Origin of the sequence: Aminipila butyrica (assembly GCF_010669305.1) — a bacterium.
GTDB classification, from domain to species: domain Bacteria; phylum Bacillota; class Clostridia; order Peptostreptococcales; family Anaerovoracaceae; genus Aminipila; species Aminipila butyrica.
In genome coordinates this window covers 1167443-1185866 of the sequence record NZ_CP048649.1, presented here as the reverse complement: position 1 = coordinate 1185866, position 18424 = coordinate 1167443, and the positions used below count along the sequence as shown (strand labels likewise).

Genomic DNA, 18424 nt, shown 5'->3' with positions numbered 1-18424 from the left:
CTCTTTCCTACTAAAATGAACTTTCTAATCAAAGAGTATCCTGCCCGAATTTATAGAAATTATTTCAGTCAATGGCATATATTTTCCAGAAAAGAGGTAAATCTTTCTTCTCCTATCCCATAAAAAGAGCCATAGCGCGGTTTTACCCGCCTATGGCTCTTTTATGTAACATTCAGATATGCCTCTTGTTTAACGAGGCTGAATGATCAGTTTAATCGCAGTTCGTTCCTCCCCTTCAATTTGTATATCTGTAAATGCCGGTACACAAATCAGGTCCACTCCTCCCGGCGCTACAAAACCTCTGGCGATAGCCACAGCCTTTATCGCCTGATTTAAAGCTCCAGCCCCTATGGCCTGTATTTCTGCATCCCCCTTTTCCCTTAACACCCCTGCAAGTGCCCCTGCTACAGAATTGGGATTTGACTTTGCTGACACCTTTAAAACTTCCATTACTCGTATCCTCCTAAATAATAATTTGATTTACCCCTTTTTGTTTGGGCTAAGCTATGTTTTATGTATTAATTATATCGGGTCTGATGAACAATTGACAGCAGAAACGAACGTCAAAATATATTTTTTTATAGTTTTTTGCGACGACCTCTTGCATTTCTCGACAAGGTTGGTTATAATGAGTTTGTGGTTATCCCCCTGATAACCTCATTAATCTCTAATCCCAATACCCCTTTTGAACAAAATAGACTGCACCCCTGCGGTCTATTTTGTTTTTTGTAAAAGAAAAACATCATTTATATGGTATACTATATGTAATAAATTCAAAAACAGTTATTGCAGTTCAATACAATATAGGATGGTGATTGCAACGTACACAGTAGAAAAGGATTACATGGATCCAAAATATATACAATATCACTCTCGCCTGCTGGATTTTTACCTCGGCAGCGCCATGCATAAAAAAATTGGTGTGCTGGACATTGAGACGACCGGCCTATCCCCTCAAAACAGCCACTTTATATTGGGCGGCCTGCTGATTTATCAAGAGGAAGGGGTTACCTTGCGCCAATACTTTGCAGAAAGCCTGGAGGAAGAACGAGAGACTCTGCTAGCCTATTTACGGGATATTCAGCAGTTAGATATCTTGATTACCTACAATGGTAAACACTTCGATTTAAAATTTCTGCAAGGTCGTATGCGGGCCCTAAGCCTGTGGGAAGACTTTATCTTTCCCTTCAATCTGGACCTCTATCTGCTGATTAACGGTCATTCCTCTCTGCGAAAACTTCTTCCCAACCTAAAGCAGAAAACTGTCGAAAATTTTATGGGCCTGTGGGGGGATCGAGCAGATGAAATATCGGGAGCCGAAAGCGTAGAATTATATAAACGTTTTCTGTACACCAAGGACCCCGAGATTCGACGACTTATCATGCTGCACAACAGCGACGATGTCCTGCAACTCTCTCAGTTGCTTCCTGTCACAGAAAAATCCGATATACACAAGGCCTTTTTCTCCCTCGGCTTTCCCGTGGAAGACCTACATGTTTCTAAGATTGCCTTCCATTCTGGTAACCTACAAATTTGCGGCAGCCAGCAAAATCCACTGACCTATGCGGCCTATCAACTGGATGATTGTTCCTGCTCTTTAGATTTTGACCGATATTCCGAAGAATTTTCTATGGAATTGCCCATAATAAAGAGGTCTGGGCTGATGATTGCCGATACTCGAGTATTTGATAAAGACTTTTCAGCCTTGCAGAAGTACGATACTTATGACAGTGGTTTCTTGGTGTTAAAACAGGGAGACACTGTCCATTATAGAGAAACGAACCACTTTGTAAAATTAATTACAGAGCGGGTGCGGGAGGTCCTGCCCATATGAGAACCATTGCAAGATTAAATGAAGTATATAAGAATGCCAAAATTGTGCCCTTTGACGATACCTCCAAGTTCGTCTTTTTCAGTGACACGCACCGAGGAGACGACAGTATCGCCGACGAATTTGGCCGTAACAAACACATTTTTTATCATGCACTAAACTACTATTACCAAAATGATTTCACCTACGTAGAGGTAGGTGATGGCGACGAGCTCTGGGAAAATTCTAACTTTGAGCACATTCGGAACGGTCACTTTTCTGTGTTCAACAAGCTGAAAGAGTTCTACGATGCCGGTCGGCTGTACATGATTTTTGGCAATCACAACATGAAGATGAGATCCCCTCAGTGGGTAGAAAAAAATATGTATCAGGTCTACGATGAATATCTGGGGACAAAAGAAGACTTGTTTCCTGGTTTAAAAATCTACGAAGCTTTCCGCTTTGAGCACCAAAAGACCGGTCAAGAGCTCTTTGTAGTCCACGGTCACCAAGGGGACCTGCTCAATGACCAGCTAGCCTTCTTCTCCCATTTCATGATTCGCTTTTTCTGGCGCTTCATGCACCTGGTTGGGGTGAAATATGCTGCCAGCCCGGCTAAAAGCCGGCGCAAAATGCACAAGGTGGAAAAAAATTACACCAAATGGAATGCCGAAACAAATACCATCATCGTTTGTGGTCATACCCACCGTCCTAAATTCCCTGATCCAGGCGAACCAGCCTACTTCAATATCGGCTGCGGTATGCACCCCAGAGGCATCACCTGCCTGGAACTGCTTTACGGAAAACTTATTCTGGTCACCTGGCGGGTTCATTCCAAAAAAGATGGGACCCTATTTATAAAACGGACCGCCTTAAAAGGTCCTATGCCCTTGAGAGCCTATGCAAGCCATCCCTCTGCTCAAAGAAAACAGGAGTAAAACAAGATGATTGATTACAAAGAAACAGCCCATCAAGCTAAACTAGCCAGCTTCCAGATGGCCAACCTGAAAGAAGAGATACGAACCAAGGCATTAACAGCCATCGCTCAAGCCCTGGAAGAGAACAAATCAGTCATATTCAAAGAAAACCAAGCTGATTTAGAAAAAGCCCAGGCGGACCAATTGGCCCAGCCAATCATCAATCGACTGAAATTTGACCAACACAAGCTGGAAGACATAATCAGCGGCATCCAAAGCCTGCTGGGTTTGCCCGATCCCCTCTTTCAAAAACTTCTGGAACGGGAATTGGACGAAGGTCTGACCCTGGTAAAAACCACCTGTCCCATCGGTGTCATCGGCGTGATTTTTGAATCTCGGCCTGATGCCTTGATTCAGATTTCTACCCTCTGCATCAAAAGCGGGAACTGTTCCATCCTAAAGGGAGGCAGTGAGGCCGCTCGGACGAATCGAATCTTATTTGAAATCATCCAGACCGCCGGACTGGCTGCCGGACTGCCGGAACACTTCATTACTCTGGTGGAAACCCGGGCCGGTATTGATGAGCTGATTAAATGCCACGAATCCATCGATCTGCTCATCCCGAGAGGTTCGAATGCTTTCGTTCAGCACATCATGGCCAACTCCAAGATTCCGGTCATGGGCCACGCAGATGGCATCTGTCATATCTACGTAGACCAAGAGGCCGATTTGGAAAAAGCCGTATCGATTATTGCAGACTCCAAGACCCAGTATGTAGCTGCCTGCAATACCCTGGAAACCCTGCTGGTTCATCAGGATGTGGCAGCCAAGCTGCTGCCAGCCCTGAAACAAGCGCTGGAAGGCCTAGAAAACAAGAAAGTGCTTATTCGGGGAGATGAGGCCACGCAAGCCATTATCTCCTGTCAGGCAGCCTCTCAAGAGGATTTCCAGACGGAGTACTTGGATTATATCCTCTCCATCAAACTGGTGCATTCATTAGAGGAAGCCATCGATCACATTAACCGCTATGGCTCCCACCACACGGACTGCATTGTCACGGAAGATAAGACAGCCGCAGAGCAGTTCATGAACTTCGTGGATTCCGCAGGAGTCTATCAGAATTGTTCCACTCGCTTTGCAGACGGTTTCCGCTACGGCTTTGGTGCCGAAGTAGGCATCAGCACCGGCAAACTCCACGCCCGCGGGCCGGTAGGGCTGGAGGGACTAGTCACTTATAAATACCGGCTTTTCGGCCAGGGCCATGTAGTGTCCGACTATGCCGAAGGGAAAAAAAGCTTTCACTTTAAGGACAAATAAGTTACAATGACAGTAACCGCTATATTGAAGTAAATTATGGGAATGGAGTAAGTTATGAAGACTATCGCAAAAGTAAATCTGATGTTATCGATTTTAAATGTGTGCCTAGGCACGGCTATGATTGTGCTGTCCGCCATTACGGCCATCAAATTTTCCAAGAAGCGGATTGACCGAATTTAGCTGATTCTTGGTTGCATCAAGGGGGATAAGTGATTTTATGGATTACAAACATGCAATATCGGTACGGTATTCCTGCCGCAGCTATCTGCCACAGGAATTGCCGGCCTCTGCCGTGGAACGTCTAAAAGCTTCCATTGCGGAATACAACCTGTTGTCCGGCCTGCACATTCAGTTGATTCAAAATAGCGACGAAGCTTTCGGTAAGCTTTCCAAGAGCTATGGAATGTTTTCAGGTGTGCGCCATTACTTGGCCATGGTAGGTCGGTCCAACGGCATCCACGAGAAAGAAAAAATCGGGTATTACGGTGAAAAGTTAGTGCTGGAAGCGACGGAATACGGCTTGGGTACCTGCTGGGTAGCGGGAACCTACAACAAAGAGGCCTGTGTCTGTCAGCTGGAACCCCGAGAAGAGCTATACTGTGTGATAGCGATAGGAATTCCAGCGCCAAAGACAAGTTTCAAGGACAAGCTGATCAAAGGGATGATTCGCACGAAAAAGAAATCCTTGGAAGAGCTGTACGAGAAACACGGTCCTGTGCCAGATTGGTTCCTCCAAGGCATAGAAACCGTTCAGGCGGCACCTTCCGCTATGAACAAGCAGCCAGTAAAGTTCTCTTATAAAGAGGCTGGGCCTGAGGCCTTGCCCACCGCCCACGGATGGATTATTTCCAATAAATACGGCATGGAACAAATTGATTTGGGCATTGCCAAGCTTCATTTTGAAATAGGTGCGGCCGACGCAGAATGGGAATGGGAAGATTAAAAAATAACATTTAAAATGAGGATGTCCCAAGAGCTATGAGATGACTTTTGGAACATCTTCATTTTTTTATTCTCATCGATAAGACAGATAGTCTAAAAAACGTTTTACAGCCAAAGGCGCATTTTTCTTGTCCCTCAGCGCCAAGCCTAGCTTTCGGTAGGCAGGTACCTCCAAGGGCTTAGCCACTATGGGACGGTTAAGGGGCTGAAGGATTAGCTGAGGCAGTATGCTGATTCCCAGACCGCTTTCCACCATAGATAGGACGGCGTAATCGTCCCAGGTGGTGAAATGAATATGAGGTGTAATGCCCCAGCGGTCAAAAAGTTGAGAGACATCTGACTTTCCGTTTTTCTCTAAGAGCAAAAATGGGTAGTCACTTAAAGCCTGGATGGGGAAAGCTGCGCAGGCTGCCAAAGGGTGGTCCTCCGCTAAGACTACCAGCAGTTCGTCTTGCTCCAGGAATACCGTATCCAGCTCCGGCAACGTAGGAATTCGCAAGAACCCACAATCGATCCGGCCTTCGGCAATCCAGTTTTCAATCTCTGTATAATCTCCCAACAGCAATTCATAGTCTATATTAGGGTAATCCCTTTGAAATTCCTTTATAATTTTAGGCAGCCAATGAGTAGCTGCACTGGAGAAAGCCCCAATGCGAATAAGCCCCGAGCGCAGTCCTTTCAATTCATCCACCTGCATTTGCAGCTGGTCCCATTCCCGGCATAGATTCTGAGCAAAAGGCAGCAGTTTCAAGCCATCGGAAGTCAGCCTTACCCCGGAACGCCCCCGCTCCAGCAAGGTTATCCCCCATTCCTTTTCCAAATCGCCAATCATGCGGCTAATACCTGATTGGGAATAATTCAATAGTTCTGCTGCCTTGGTAAAGCTGCCATATTCCACGGTCTTTACAAAAGCCCTATATTTTTGCAGATTCATATCCATGAGTGCTCCCCCTATTATTCATCTGATTTTGTAATGCTTATCATGCTAAAGATTCACTTTTGTTATTGTTATGCTTATGATATGCTTTTTCTAGTAAGATTTCAAGATTAAGATAAAAAATGAGGTGTAATATGGGACTATACAAGAATCGAATCGTGGTTAAAGTGGGAACCTCCTCCCTGACCAACGAAATTGGTGAAAATAACCTGCGTTCCTTTGATCGGCTGGCTTGCGTCCTGTCGGATATACAGAACTTGGGCTACGAAATTATTTTAGTGTCTTCTGGGGCTATCGCCGTAGGGGCTAATAAGCTGCGCATGAAGACCCGGCCCTCCAGTTTGCGCTTGAAGCAGGCTGCTGCCGCTGTTGGTCAGTGCAGTATTATGTACCTATACGATAAATTTTTCAGCGATTATGACAAAACCATCGCTCAGATTCTGCTGAATGCAGAAGACATGGAGGTTGAGGAAAAAAAGGAAAACCTGATTAATACCTTCGATGCGCTGCTGGAAATGGGCATTATTCCTATCGTTAACGAAAATGATTCGGTCAGCTATACAGAAATTCAGTCGGCAGACCGGCTTTTTGGTGACAATGATATGCTCTCCGCCATAGTAGCTGTTCTCTGCCGTGCCCAAAAGTTAATTATCCTTTCAGACATTGATGGCTTTTATGACAGAGACCCTCGCCTATATGCCAATGCAGAGCTGATCCAACAGGTGACCACTATTGATGAAAACTTACAATCATTAGCCGGAGGCGCCGGCTCCCGTCGAGGCACTGGAGGCATGAAGACAAAGCTGGATGCTGCAAAGCTGGCCACTGCTCAAGGCATTGATACCATTGTCACCAATGGCAAGAACCCTTCGGCCCTATATGACATTGTTAAAGGGGAGCAGATTGGGACTTTATTTGTAGGTAAGGCATAATGCCACCAGAAAGTAGCTTTCTTTCTGGCAAAGAAATTAATAGGAGCAATCATGTTATGCAACAAGAATTGTTTGAAATAGATGGCATCCCCGCTGCTCTCTGGGGTCCGCCGCAGGACAAGGTGATGATAGCCGTTCATGGAAATATGTCAAATAAAACGGATATCCCCATTGAGATCCTGGCAAAGAAGGCTGTTCCCAAGGGATATCAAGTGCTAAGCTTTGACTTGCCCCAGCACGGAGACCGAGCATCAGAAAATCCTCCTTGCAAGGTGGAACCCTATATCAAAGATCTAAATAAAATCATGACCCATGCAAAAGGAAGGTGGCCTCACCTCTACTTGTTTGCCAACAGCATGGGTGCCTATTTCAGCCTATTAGCCTATCAACAAGAAAATATAGAGAAGGTATGGTTTCTTTCTCCTCTAGTAGATATGGGCCGCATGATTGAAAACATAATGAAGTGGTTTAATATTACGGAAGAACAGCTAGAGGCTGAGCAAACCATCGCCACACCTATAGGTCAAACGTTGTATTGGGACTATTATTGCTATGTAAAAGCACATCCGATTACGGACTGGAATATCCCCACGCTCATACTTTATGGCAGTGAGGATGAAGTATGTGAAAAGGATCGCATTCTTCAATTTAAAGAGCAGTTTTCCTGTGAATTAAAACTTGTCGAGGATGCCAAGCATTACTTTCATACACCAGAGCAGCTGGAAGCGTTGAATTTGTGGTTGTATGAAACCCTCTAGAATATAAATCGTATGAAACCGCCAAATGGCGGTTTTTTCATACAGTCGCTTCCCTTCTTTCGCTGTCGTATTTTCCATTGCAGCTAAAGCTGCGCAAAATACGCACCTGCCCGCCTCTGTGGATACTTGGGGAGCAGCACAGATCTGTAAAGTATGTCAACAATCTCTAACCATAGAAAAAAGACATCCCTTTTGGAATGTCTTTTTTCTCAAACTAGCAACGTCCTACTTTCCCAGGCAGCTGCCCGCCAAGTATCATCGGCGCTAAGGAGCTTAACTACTGTGTTCGAGATGGGAACAGGTGGAGCCTCCTCGCTATTGTCACTAGATTCTAGCTTGTTTACTTGAGAGCGTACTCTCAAAACTGAATAATATACATTGTTCTATCAGATTTTTCCTTGAAACCATTTTGGTCAAGCGCTCGACCTATTAGTATCGGTCAGCTCCATGCATTACTGCACTTCCACCTCCGACCTATCAACGTGATAGTCTCTCACGGGTCTTACCATTTCTGGAGGAAATCTTTTCTTGTGGGGGGCTTCGCACTTAGATGCTTTCAGCGCTTATCCCTTCCATACGTAGCTACCCAGCTATGCCTTTGGCAAGACAACTGGTGCACCAGAGGTATGTCCATCCCGGTCCTCTCGTACTAAGGACAGCTCCACTCAAATTTCTTACGCCCACAGCGGATAGGGACCGAACTGTCTCACGACGTTCTGAACCCAGCTCGCGTACCTCTTTAATGGGCGAACAGCCCAACCCTTGGGACCTACTTCAGCCCCAGGATGAGACGAGCCGACATCGAGGTGCCAAACACCGCCGTCGATGTGGACTCTTGGGCGGTATCAGCCTGTTATCCCCAGGGTAGCTTTTATCCGTTGAGCGATGGCCCTTCCACTCGGTACCACCGGATCACTAAGCCCGACTTTCGTCCCTGCTCGACTTGTTGGTCTCGCAGTCAAGCTCCCTTCTGCCTTTACACTCTTCGCGCGATTTCCGTCCGCGCTGAGGGAACCTTTGGGCGCCTCCGTTACTCTTTAGGAGGCGACCGCCCCAGTCAAACTGCCCGCCTGACACTGTCCCAGTACCGGTTCACGGTACATGGTTAGAACTTCAACGTTACAAGAGTGGTATCCCAACGGTGGCTCCGCTAAAACTGGCGTCCTAGCTTCGTAGCCTCCCACCTATCCTGTACATGCAACGCCGAAATCCAATATCAAGCTGCAGTAAAGCTCCATGGGGTCTTTCCGTCCTGCTGCGGGTAACCGGCATCTTTACCGGTACTACAATTTCACCGAGTCTATTGTTGAGACAGTGCCCAGATCGTTACGCCTTTCGTGCGGGTCGGAACTTACCCGACAAGGAATTTCGCTACCTTAGGACCGTTATAGTTACGGCCGCCGTTTACTGGGGCTTAAGTTCATGCCTTCGGTTACCCTAAGCAGTCCCCTTAACCTTCCAGCACCGGGCAGGCGTCAGCCCCTATACTTCAGCTTTCGCTTTTGCAGAGACCTGTGTTTTTGGTAAACAGTCGCCTGGGCCTTTTCACTGCGGCCTGCTTTCGCAGGCACCCCTTCTCCCGAAGTTACGGGGTTATTTTGCCGAGTTCCTTAACAATAGTTCTCTCGCTCACCTTAGGATTCTCTCCTCATCTACCTGTGTCGGTTTACGGTACGGGCACCTACATTCTCGCTAGCGGCTTTTCTTGACAGTGTGAAATCAGCTGCTTCGGTACTTTATTTCCCTCCCCATCACGCCTCAGAATTGAACAAGCGGATTTGCCTACCTGTTCTCCCTTGACGCTTAGACGCACTCTACCAACGGTGCGCTCAGCTTATCCTTCTGTGTCCCCACTTCGCTCAAACGAATTTCGGTGGTACTGGAATCTCAACCAGTTGTCCATCGCCTACAGCGTTCGCTCTCGGCTTAGGCCCCGACTAACCCTGAGTGGACGAACCTTCCTCAGGAAACCTTAGATTTTCGGTGGACAGGATTCTCACCTGCCTTACGCTACTCATGCCAACATTCTCTCTCGTATGCAGTCCACCAAGCCTTCCGGCTTCGCTTCTGCCCGCATACGATGCTCCTCTACCAATTATCTTACGATAATTCCAAAGCTTCGGTAGTAAGTTTTAGCCCCGTTTATCTTCGGCGCAGAGCCACTCGACTAGTGAGCTATTACGCACTCTTTAAATGAGTGGCTGCTTCTAAGCCAACATCCTAGCTGTTTATGCAGCTCCACATCCTTTTCCACTTAACTTACATTTTGGGACCTTAGCTGTTGGTCTGGGCTGTTTCCCTTTCGACTATGAAACTTATCTCACATAGTCTGACTCCCAAGTTTAATACTTCGGCATTCGGAGTTTGATAGTTTTCGGTAACCGGTGAAGGCCCCTAGAACATTCAGTGCTCTACCTCCGAGTATCATTTTCCTTGAGGCTAGCCCTAAAGCTATTTCGAGGAGAACCAGCTATATCCGGGTTCGATTGGAATTTCACCGCTATCCACACGTCATCCCAGCCTTTTTCAACAGACATGAGTTCGGTCCTCCACGAGATTTTACTCTCGCTTCAACCTGCACATGGATAGGTCACCCGGTTTCGGGTCTACAGCATGCAACTAACCGCCCTATTCAGACTCGCTTTCGCTACGGCTCCAGTGCTCCAGCACCTTAACCTTGCTACATACCATAACTCGTTGGCCCGTTCTACAAAAAGTACAAGGTCACTTGCGCTCCCTTTGCTTGTAAGCATAAGGTTTCAGGTTCTATTTCACTCCCCTCCCGGGGTTCTTTTCACCTTTCCCTCACGGTACTGTTCACTATCGGTCACTAGGTAGTATTTAGGCTTGGGGGGTGGGCCCCCCGGCTTCCCACCGGGTTTCACGTGTCCGGTGGTACTCTGGATTCACTCTGCATCTTGTGCATTTCGTCTACGGGACTTTTACCCTCTTCGGTTTGCCTTTCCAGACAACTTTGACTATACACGCCATACGTGATGAGTGTCCACAACCCCAGTGCAAGCACTGGTTTGGCCTCTTTCCCTTTCGCTCGCCGCTACTTAGGAAATCGATGTTTCTTTCTCTTCCTCCGGGTACTTAGATGTTTCAGTTCCCCGGGTTACCTTCTCTATGACTATTTTATTCATCATAGGATACCTACGCATTACCATAGGTGGGTTCCCCCATTCGGACATCTGCGGGTTGACGGATGTTTGCTCCTCACCGCAGCTTTTCGCAGCTTGCCACGTCCTTCATCGGCTCCTAGTGCCAAGGCATTCACCTTATGCTCTTATTTGCTTGACCAGCAATTTACCTGTTTAGCGTTAAACAGGATTTAGTTTGTTAAGAAACTTCGTCATTCACACTTGTGTAAAGACTTGCATTTCTTCTGGTTTCTCGGTTGAAATCGTAGTTTCCCCTTAACAATTCTAAAAAGACTTGTCTTAGTTTAACTGTTCTTTTGTTATCTTTCGATAACCTCGATTTCGTATCTATTTTTGTGTGTTATTAACACTTCTGATATTTATTTGCATATTATTCAGTTTTCAAAGTACGCTTAGAACTTCTTTTGAAGTTCTGGTGGAGAATAAGGGGATCGAACCCTTGACCCCCTGCGTGCAAGGCAGGTGCTCTCCCAGCTGAGCTAATTCCCCATATAAAACTCATAGTGTAAAAGTTAGTCTCCTTAGAAAGGAGGTGATCCAGCCGCACCTTCCGATACGGCTACCTTGTTACGACTTCACCCTAGTCATTGATTTTGCCTTAGGCAGCCTATTTACTGGCCGACTTTGGGCACCCCCAACTTCCATGGTGTGACGGGCGGTGTGTACAAGACCCGGGAACGCATTCACCGCAGCATTCTGATCTGCGATTACTAGCAACTCCAACTTCATGTAGGCGAGTTGCAGCCTACAATCCGAACTGGGACTGGTTTTGGAGATTTGCTCCACCTCACGGTCTTGCGTCTCTCTGTACCAGCCATTGTAGCACGTGTGTAGCCCAGAACATAAGGGGCATGATGATTTGACGTCATCCCCACCTTCCTCCGTGTTATCCACGGCAGTCTCAATAGAGTGCCCATCTTACTGCTGGCAACTATTGACAAGGGTTGCGCTCGTTGCGGGACTTAACCCAACATCTCACGACACGAGCTGACGACAACCATGCACCACCTGTCTCCTCTGTCCCGAAGGAAGATCCCGGTTAAGGGACTGTCAGAGGGATGTCAAGTCCTGGTAAGGTTCTTCGCGTTGCTTCGAATTAAACCACATGCTCCGCTGCTTGTGCGGGTCCCCGTCAATTCCTTTGAGTTTCACACTTGCGTGCGTACTCCCCAGGCGGAGCACTTAATGCGTTAACTGCGGCACCGAAGTCTTGCGACCCCGACACCTAGTGCTCATCGTTTACGGCGTGGACTACCAGGGTATCTAATCCTGTTTGCTCCCCACGCTTTCGTGCCTCAGTGTCAGTTACAGTCCAGAAAGCCGCCTTCGCCACTGGTGTTCCTCCTAATATCTACGCATTTCACCGCTACACTAGGAATTCCGCTTTCCTCTCCTGCACTCAAGTCTCACAGTTCGCAGGGCTTACAATGGTTAAGCCACTGCCTTTCACCCCACGCTTACAAGACCACCTACGCACTCTTTACGCCCAATAATTCCGGATAACGCTCGCCCCCTACGTATTACCGCGGCTGCTGGCACGTAGTTAGCCGGGGCTTCCTCCTTGGGTACCGTCATTTGTTTCTTCCCCAAGGACAGAGCTTTACGACCCAAAGGCCTTCTTCGCTCACGCGGCGTTGCTGCATCAGGCTTTCGCCCATTGTGCAATATTCCCCACTGCTGCCTCCCGTAGGAGTTTGGACCGTGTCTCAGTTCCAATGTGGCCGATTACCCTCTCAGGTCGGCTACTGATCGTTGCCTTGGTAGGCCGTTACCCTACCAACTAGCTAATCAGACGCAGGCCCATCTCATGCCGATAAATCTTTGACAAGAAAAACATGTGTTTCCCTTGCATCATGAGGTTTTAATCCCGGTTTCCCGAGGCTATCCCTCTGCATGAGGCAGGTTGCCTACGCGTTACTCACCCGTCCGCCGCTTTCCATTTACGCACTCTTCCGAAGATTTGTTTGTAAATTTCTCGCTCGACTTGCATGTGTTAGGCACGCCGCCAGCGTTCATCCTGAGCCAGGATCAAACTCTTTGTAAATGGTATTTAAGTCAGATTGCTCTGATTCAAATCAAGTTTGTCTTTCGACTCAAGCTAAACACATTTGCGTTTGCTTGTTCTATTCTTCACGTTTCCGTAAATCCTAGAATTATTGTTTTTAAGAAATTGTACGTTGACTTCCAAAACAAGTTTGGTTATCTTACCAATCATGCTGATTGATTGTACTTAGTTTGGAGAATAACTTAATATTCTCTTGACTAATTCTTTTACACTATGAAGTTTTCAAGGTTCATGTCCCGCATTAACGGAACTTTTCAAGTATACCATCTCTTTACAAATTTGTCAATATCTTTTTTCAAATTTGTTCAAACAATCTAAACTTTAGTATAAACTGTTTTGTGAGACAGTTATTACATGATAGCAAATTTCATCAATCTTGTCAATATTTTTCTCAAATTTTACAAATTTTTTATATCAGCAGATTTAACATCGTATTCATTGACGAAACTTGCCTGCATATCTATTATATCCCTATATTTGTTTTTTACGCAACCAAGCTGCTGCTAATATGCCTACCGCAGAAGGATAGTCATATAATCGCCTCTCTGAGATGTTTTCCCCAAGAATCGCCTGGCTCTTAACAGGCTCTGATTCTGGGTTTATCCTCTTCTTCGTTTTTAAAATCGGATTATCCGCAGACGGGGATCGCTCTTCTGTTTTGAAAGAACTATCATAGCCCGGTCCAGTTACAACATAATCCGATACGTTTCCTTCTTTATCTAGTTTTAATAAATAGCTATCTTCAAAATTAGATAATGGACCATCATACCCATATCCTTCGGACAAGGACTGTTCTAAGGCCGCATGGTTTATTTGCCAAGAATACACCTTATCTAAAACTTGCTTAGCGTAACTTGGATTTGATTGCATTTTTGCAGCTAATTCATCTGGTATTATAATAACCATCTTTCTATTATCTGTCCGATTCCAAGCATTTAGTATACTTTTGTCCGAAAAAGAAGTGTCAGTCCCTGAAGATTTCCAACTATTGAGTTCCTCCGCTTTTGTCTTGTCATCGAAAAATCTCCAGGAAGGAAAGTCATTTCTTTGCCAGTCAGCGCTTGATACATCGCAATTTCCGATTTTACAGGATACATTATATGTAGGAAATATATTGCTAAACATTTCTTCAACGGATGATTTATGCCCTTGATCATATAAAATGCTTTCAAAAGAATCAAAAGAAATTGCCTTTGTATCTTGTACCTGCGGCCGGACTACATTAAAATCATTTACTGCACTTATCCTCATTTTTTATCCCCCTAAGTAAAAACCTTCCATCCATAATTTTCTGGTTATTATTCTACCATAATGAGTAACAGCTCACAACCACACAAAAAGACAGCCCGGATGGGCTGTCTTTTCCTTTTGCTGACGTATGTCCAGCTGTCCTTATTTTTCTTTTACTGCTGGCAGAATTGTCTCCACTTCAGCATGTGGTCTAGGGATTACATGTACTGAAATCAACTCGCCAACTCTCTGCGCTGCTGCTGCACCGGCATCTGTAGCAGCCTTAACAGCTCCTACGTCTCCTCTTACCATAACAGTTACCAGTCCGCCGCCTACGAATTCCTTACCGATCAGCGTTACGTTTGCTGCCTTTACCATCGCATCTGCTGCTTCGATAGAACCTACTAAACCCTTTGTTTCAATCATTCCTAATGCATCATATTTCATTTTTAAATCCTCCTAAAAATTCATTTCATTTTTAATAATTAATAAATTATCTAAATCACAAATGAAAAGCATTGTTGATTTGTGATTTATTCACTACTATTTTCCTTACGGCAACGCCGCAGTGATCAAACTTGTTTGATCAGATTTAATCTATGAATCGTATTATTTTACAATAGTAATCTTTGCGGATGAACCAAGGCCCATGGCATTGGCTTCTTCCGTATCTAAGTGACATTCCAGGGCGGACGCATCATTGGCCCGTACCGCTACATTGCTGTAGATACCGCCCTTTGGTCCTCCTGCCTTGATGCTCACCGTCTGCCCATCTGCTACACCAAAACGCTGAGCGTCTGCCGGTGTCATGTGAATGTGCCTCTGCGCAACAATTAAGCCCTCTGTGGTCTGCACAGAACCCTTCGGCCCGATGATAGTGATTCCCGGCGTACCGGTCAGTTCACCTGACAGCCTGGCCTGAGCGGGTACGCCCAGCTTAAAGCAGTCTCCTGTCAGCACTTCTACCTGGGTCTTGCTTCTTACCGGTCCTAATACCCGGACCTTTTCAATCGCTCCCTTTGGACCGCAAATGGTCACCGTCTCCTTGCAGGCATATTGCCCTGGCTGAGACAGCTCCTTCATCTTGGTCAACTGGCAGCCTTCGCCAAACAAGCTGTTTAAATCGGACTGAGAAAGGTGGATGTGCCTGTTTGAAACCCCTACCGGAATCTCATTGCTTTCCTGCTGCGCCTGTCCGGCGATACTGCTTTGTACAGCTTCCAGTAAAAGTTTTAATACAGCTTCACTTTTATCCATCTTACTCTCCTTTCATCGCATTTACTAAGTGGTTTACTAAATCCATCAAATCATCCTGAGTGATTTCTCGTTCCTGAGGAACTCCGCTCGGTGTATCCAGACAAGCGCCAGCATTGAGAGCCGCGCCCATAGCTGCATACTGAGCCGGGCTGAATGCGCCTGTGCTTCCGCCGCAGCCACCGCATGCAGCTGGAGATACGGAACTTCCGCCGCAGCTTCCAGTGATTTCTGGGTGGTTGAAGGTTGCATCATCTGCTGCCAGAGTTGCGCAGTCCTTTAGGCCATATGCCACTCGCTTGATGTTTACTAGGTGCAACGGTGTTACGTTTTCAGAAGTAGCACTTCCGCCCCATGTTCCGCAGCCCAAGGTGAAGGCTGGCATCAGTCCTGTGCTGGCACCTGTTCCACCCATGCTTCCGCCGGTGTTTACCAGAATTCTAGAAGCTGGCTTAGCTGCAAACTTCATCACAACATCTCGATCTTCTGTGTGTAAGCTCATGGTGTGACCGATGCCGTTTTGCAGCAATGCGATGCTCAACTCACAAGCTTCATGCCAATCTTTTACGGTGTAGAAACCTAATACACAAGTCAGCTTTTCAAAAGAAAGGGGATATCCGTCACCTACGCCGCCCTGCTCACCAATCAGCACTCTGGTTCCAGCTGGAATGCTGATGCCTGCGCCCTCGGCGATAACCTCAGCAGACCGTCCTACAAACTTGGCGTTCATGGCATGGCCGTTCTTGAACAGCAGCTTGCAAACCTTGGCGGTTTCTTCTGCTGTCATGAAGTATCCACCTTGGTTCTTGAACTCTGCTACGACGGCATCCCGGTTGCACTCTTCGCAGATAATGGACTGCTCTGATGCACAGATGGTGCCGTTGTCAAAGGTCTTGCTGGCCATGATATTAGTAACAGCCTTCTGAATGTTTGCCGTTCTTTCAATGTAAGCCGGAGAGTTTCCTGCACCTACACCTAATGCCGGCTTACCTGCACTGTATGCAGCCTTGACCATACCTGGACCGCCGGTGGCGATGATGATGGCTACTTCCTTGGCGTGCATCAGCTCGTCTGTGGCTGCCATGGATGGCATGGAGATACAGCTGATACAGTTTTCAGGTGCTCCTGCCTCTACGGCTGCCTTGTACATCAGTTCCGTGGCCTTCATGGTACACTTTGCTGCGGAAGGATGCGGAGAGAATACGATGGCATTTCTTGCCTTAATGGCAATCATAGCCTTATAGATTACGGTGGAAGTCGGGTTAGTGGATGGAATGATACCCATTACCAGACCCACTGGATCAGCTACCTCTATAATCTGATTTACTACATCTTCCTGAATCACACCAATCGTCTTCATGTCTTTGATTGCGTTATACAAGATAGTAGATGCCAGATGGTTCTTATAGGTCTTATCTGCCGCCTTACCAAATCCGGTCTCTTCCACCGCCATCTGTGCCAGGCATACTGCATTTTCCTCCGCTACTCGAACCATGTTTTTCAGAATCTTGTCAATCTGTTCTCCTGTGTAGGCAGCCAGTTTGTCAGTAGCCACTTTACCCAGACGAGCCAGATTTCTCACCTCTTGTACGGAACGTAGATCATAATCAAAATTTTCCATTTTGTGATTCCTCCTTTCCTTTCTCTCTTTCATTTCTATATATTGTTTAGTCTTCTAGCTTGCTCTTTTATTTGCCGTAATGCTTATTGAATGCATCAATCAAAGCGTTTTTATCGGCTTTGGAAATCATTCTTCCGGCAATGCCCAAATCCTTGTATTCCCGGGCCAGGTTTCTCAGCTTAGTCACTTTTTGCTTTTCTAAAACAGCCACAACCTTTTCTACACCCTTTTCCTTGGCCAGCTTGTCTAAATCTTCTTTGTGAAGTTCTGCATACTGACTGTTATCCGCATCCGCTTCTTCGCCTTCGCTGGAAGCTGCTGGGGTGATAACTGCCTCGGTTTTTTTGCTGATTTCTTCTTTATTTTCTATGATTGCCTCTATGGTTTCCTGGGCTTCGGTATCTGCTTCAGGGGCAGTCTCGTCGTCTGATCCAGAAAAGCTTTCGTCTTCACTGTTCGTTATTTTTTTTTTTGAAGTCGGATAGATGATAGTCTTTCCCACTTCTTCATGCGGTCTCGGGATTACGTGTACGGAAATCAGCTCGCCAACTCTCATGGCAGCAGCTGCTCCTGCATCGGTCGCTGCCTTAACAGCTCCTACATCTCCCTCTATAATGATGGTCACCAGACCGCCTTTTACAAATACTCTGTCTACCAGCTGCACATTGGCTGCCTTCAGCATGGCATCTGCACTTTCAATAGCGGCGATTAAACCTTTTGTTTCAACTAGTCCAAGGGCCTGCATCTGCATTTAACATACCTCCTTCATATGATATTTTTTAGTATGTGGCGTAAAACGCTTTCATCTTGTTCGGTGAACCGAAAGCGACCTTAGCGCCTTTCGGGAAGAATACGGAATCACCCGGCTGAGCCGTGTAAACCTTTCCATCCACTGTCACAGTCAAAGTTCCTTCCAGAATTTGGTATAATTCTTCACAAGCACATTCCCAGTCGAACTGGCAATCCTCTATGGTGATGAACCCTGCATTCATGGAGCAACCATCATCTTTATTGATGATTTCCTGGTAAAATACCTTGTCTGCCGGATTACCAGTGTCCAGTGCTTCATACTGGACAGAACTTCCGCGAACAATTTTCAGTCCGCAGTCATCATGCTCTGCTGTATACGGCTTCCCGCTTCCAGTCACAGCACCCAATACGCCCTGAAGTAATCCTTTATCTGCTAACGCTTTTAACACGTTGTAGATCATATTGCTGTCGATTTCTCCGTCACATCCAGAAACCGTTTCTGCTACTGCTGCTGGTATAGCAGCCTGAACTTCACAATCAGCAGGAGCTGCACAGCATGCGGCCGGTGCTTCTGTGGAGAATTCCACCCCACAAGCTCTTGCTGCATCCTTAGCAGATGGAGTTACCAGCGTGTTCTCGTCGATGTAAAACACTTTCTGACCCTTCCGGCTCAGAACCTCAACATCTTTTGCACAAACTAATCTTTTCATTTGGCGTCACACCCTTT

General features: G+C 46.4%; 14 protein-coding genes, 1 tRNA gene, 3 rRNA genes and 1 pseudogene. 7 read left to right on the top strand and 12 right to left on the bottom strand.

Going from position 1 to position 18424, the window contains the following annotated elements; genetic code table 11:
- Window positions 1–189 precede the first annotated feature (189 nt).
- Window positions 190–450, bottom strand: a complete 261-nt coding sequence (locus Ami103574_RS05770) for a stage V sporulation protein S (RefSeq protein WP_163065723.1) — start codon at window positions 448–450, stop codon at window positions 190–192.
- Between the two features lie 394 nt (window positions 451–844).
- Between Ami103574_RS05770 and Ami103574_RS05765 the strand changes: the two genes are divergently transcribed.
- Genes Ami103574_RS05765 through Ami103574_RS05750 form a run of 5 tightly spaced genes read left to right on the top strand, consistent with a single transcriptional unit; the run spans window position 845 to window position 4987 of the window.
- Window positions 845–1834, top strand: a complete 990-nt coding sequence (locus Ami103574_RS05765; RefSeq protein ID WP_163065722.1) for a ribonuclease H-like domain-containing protein — start codon at window positions 845–847, stop codon at window positions 1832–1834.
- Complete coding sequence (locus Ami103574_RS05760) at window positions 1831–2748, top strand: metallophosphoesterase (RefSeq protein ID WP_163065721.1); 918 nt, start codon at window positions 1831–1833, stop codon at window positions 2746–2748. The genes Ami103574_RS05765 and Ami103574_RS05760 overlap by 4 nt, the downstream gene beginning before the upstream one ends.
- A 6-nt stretch (window positions 2749–2754) precedes the next feature.
- Window positions 2755–4044 (top strand): glutamate-5-semialdehyde dehydrogenase, encoded by a 1290-nt coding sequence (locus Ami103574_RS05755; RefSeq protein WP_163065720.1) that lies wholly within the window; start codon window positions 2755–2757, stop codon window positions 4042–4044.
- Window positions 4045–4098: 54 nt separating this feature from the next.
- Complete coding sequence (locus tag Ami103574_RS15940) at window positions 4099–4224, top strand: hypothetical protein (RefSeq protein WP_281350940.1); 126 nt, start codon at window positions 4099–4101, stop codon at window positions 4222–4224.
- A 37-nt stretch (window positions 4225–4261) separates the two neighbouring features.
- Window positions 4262–4987, top strand: a complete 726-nt coding sequence (locus tag Ami103574_RS05750) for a nitroreductase family protein (RefSeq protein WP_163065719.1) — start codon at window positions 4262–4264, stop codon at window positions 4985–4987.
- Between the two features lie 72 nt (window positions 4988–5059).
- Here the strand turns inward: Ami103574_RS05750 and Ami103574_RS05745 are convergent, their stop codons facing one another.
- Window positions 5060–5926 (bottom strand): LysR family transcriptional regulator, encoded by an 867-nt coding sequence (locus tag Ami103574_RS05745; protein WP_163065718.1) that lies wholly within the window; start codon window positions 5924–5926, stop codon window positions 5060–5062.
- A gap of 131 nt (window positions 5927–6057) precedes the next feature.
- On the opposite strand from Ami103574_RS05745, the gene proB reads away from it, so the two are divergent.
- Together proB and Ami103574_RS05735 are read left to right on the top strand one after the other, a co-directional pair.
- Window positions 6058–6855: a glutamate 5-kinase gene (proB, locus tag Ami103574_RS05740; protein WP_163065717.1), complete on the top strand. Its 798-nt coding sequence runs from the start codon at window positions 6058–6060 to the stop codon at window positions 6853–6855.
- A 56-nt stretch (window positions 6856–6911) separates the two neighbouring features.
- Window positions 6912–7613, top strand: coding sequence for an alpha/beta hydrolase (locus Ami103574_RS05735; RefSeq protein WP_163065716.1), 702 nt, complete (start codon window positions 6912–6914; stop codon window positions 7611–7613).
- Window positions 7614–7825: 212 nt separating this feature from the next.
- Here Ami103574_RS05735 and rrf read toward each other — a convergent pair.
- The 10 genes and pseudogenes from rrf to Ami103574_RS05685 form a co-directional block, all read right to left on the bottom strand.
- Window positions 7826–7942: ribosomal RNA gene (gene rrf, locus Ami103574_RS05730) — 5S ribosomal RNA — on the bottom strand.
- An 80-nt stretch (window positions 7943–8022) separates the two neighbouring features.
- Window positions 8023–10916 (bottom strand): 23S ribosomal RNA (locus tag Ami103574_RS05725).
- 274 nt (window positions 10917–11190) lie between these two features.
- A tRNA-Ala gene (locus Ami103574_RS05720) sits at window positions 11191–11266 on the bottom strand.
- A 36-nt stretch (window positions 11267–11302) separates the two neighbouring features.
- A 16S ribosomal RNA gene (locus Ami103574_RS05715) occupies window positions 11303–12821 on the bottom strand.
- The 16S, 23S and 5S rRNA genes sit together here with 1 tRNA gene alongside, the layout of an rRNA operon.
- 492 nt (window positions 12822–13313) lie before the next feature.
- The gene (locus tag Ami103574_RS05710; RefSeq protein WP_163065715.1) at window positions 13314–14093 is read right to left on the bottom strand and encodes a hypothetical protein; all 780 of its coding nucleotides are present in this window, start codon (window positions 14091–14093) and stop codon (window positions 13314–13316) included.
- 141 nt (window positions 14094–14234) lie between these two features.
- Entirely contained in the window at window positions 14235–14519 is a 285-nt protein-coding gene (eutM, locus tag Ami103574_RS05705; RefSeq protein ID WP_163065714.1) for an ethanolamine utilization microcompartment protein EutM, read from the bottom strand.
- Window positions 14520–14681: 162 nt separating this feature from the next.
- Window positions 14682–15329, bottom strand: coding sequence for a phosphate propanoyltransferase (locus tag Ami103574_RS05700; protein WP_163065713.1), 648 nt, complete (start codon window positions 15327–15329; stop codon window positions 14682–14684).
- 1 nt (window position 15330) lies between these two features.
- Complete coding sequence (locus Ami103574_RS05695; RefSeq protein ID WP_163065712.1) at window positions 15331–16947, bottom strand: acetaldehyde dehydrogenase (acetylating); 1617 nt, start codon at window positions 16945–16947, stop codon at window positions 15331–15333.
- 499 nt (window positions 16948–17446) lie between these two features.
- Window positions 17447–17698 (bottom strand): annotated as a pseudogene (locus tag Ami103574_RS16080) (BMC domain-containing protein); the annotation flags it as partial.
- 28 nt (window positions 17699–17726) lie between these two features.
- Window positions 17727–18407 (bottom strand): cupin domain-containing protein, encoded by a 681-nt coding sequence (locus Ami103574_RS05685; protein ID WP_163065710.1) that lies wholly within the window; start codon window positions 18405–18407, stop codon window positions 17727–17729.
- Between the last annotated feature and the right edge of the window lie 17 nt (window positions 18408–18424).

Excerpts from the sequence above, each read along its gene's own strand:
- Ami103574_RS05765 (WP_163065722.1), top strand. The coding sequence starts at position 845 with ATGGATCCAAAATATATACAATATCACTCTCGCCTGCTGGATTTTTAC.
- Ami103574_RS05735 (WP_163065716.1), top strand. The coding sequence starts at position 6,912 with ATGCAACAAGAATTGTTTGAAATAGATGGCATCCCCGCTGCTCTCTGG.
- Ami103574_RS05760 (WP_163065721.1), top strand. The coding sequence starts at position 1,831 with ATGAGAACCATTGCAAGATTAAATGAAGTATATAAGAATGCCAAAATT.
- proB (WP_163065717.1), top strand. The coding sequence starts at position 6,058 with ATGGGACTATACAAGAATCGAATCGTGGTTAAAGTGGGAACCTCCTCC.
- Ami103574_RS05695 (WP_163065712.1), bottom strand. The coding sequence starts at position 16,947 with ATGGAAAATTTTGATTATGATCTACGTTCCGTACAAGAGGTGAGAAAT.
- Ami103574_RS15940 (WP_281350940.1), top strand. The coding sequence starts at position 4,099 with ATGAAGACTATCGCAAAAGTAAATCTGATGTTATCGATTTTAAATGTG.
- Ami103574_RS05700 (WP_163065713.1), bottom strand. The coding sequence starts at position 15,329 with ATGGATAAAAGTGAAGCTGTATTAAAACTTTTACTGGAAGCTGTACAA.
- Ami103574_RS05710 (WP_163065715.1), bottom strand. The coding sequence starts at position 14,093 with ATGAGGATAAGTGCAGTAAATGATTTTAATGTAGTCCGGCCGCAGGTA.
- Ami103574_RS05685 (WP_163065710.1), bottom strand. The coding sequence starts at position 18,407 with ATGAAAAGATTAGTTTGTGCAAAAGATGTTGAGGTTCTGAGCCGGAAG.
- Ami103574_RS05770 (WP_163065723.1), bottom strand. The coding sequence starts at position 450 with ATGGAAGTTTTAAAGGTGTCAGCAAAGTCAAATCCCAATTCTGTAGCA.
- Ami103574_RS05750 (WP_163065719.1), top strand. The coding sequence starts at position 4,262 with ATGGATTACAAACATGCAATATCGGTACGGTATTCCTGCCGCAGCTAT.
- Ami103574_RS05745 (WP_163065718.1), bottom strand. The coding sequence starts at position 5,926 with ATGGATATGAATCTGCAAAAATATAGGGCTTTTGTAAAGACCGTGGAA.
- eutM (WP_163065714.1), bottom strand. The coding sequence starts at position 14,519 with ATGAAATATGATGCATTAGGAATGATTGAAACAAAGGGTTTAGTAGGT.
- Ami103574_RS05755 (WP_163065720.1), top strand. The coding sequence starts at position 2,755 with ATGATTGATTACAAAGAAACAGCCCATCAAGCTAAACTAGCCAGCTTC.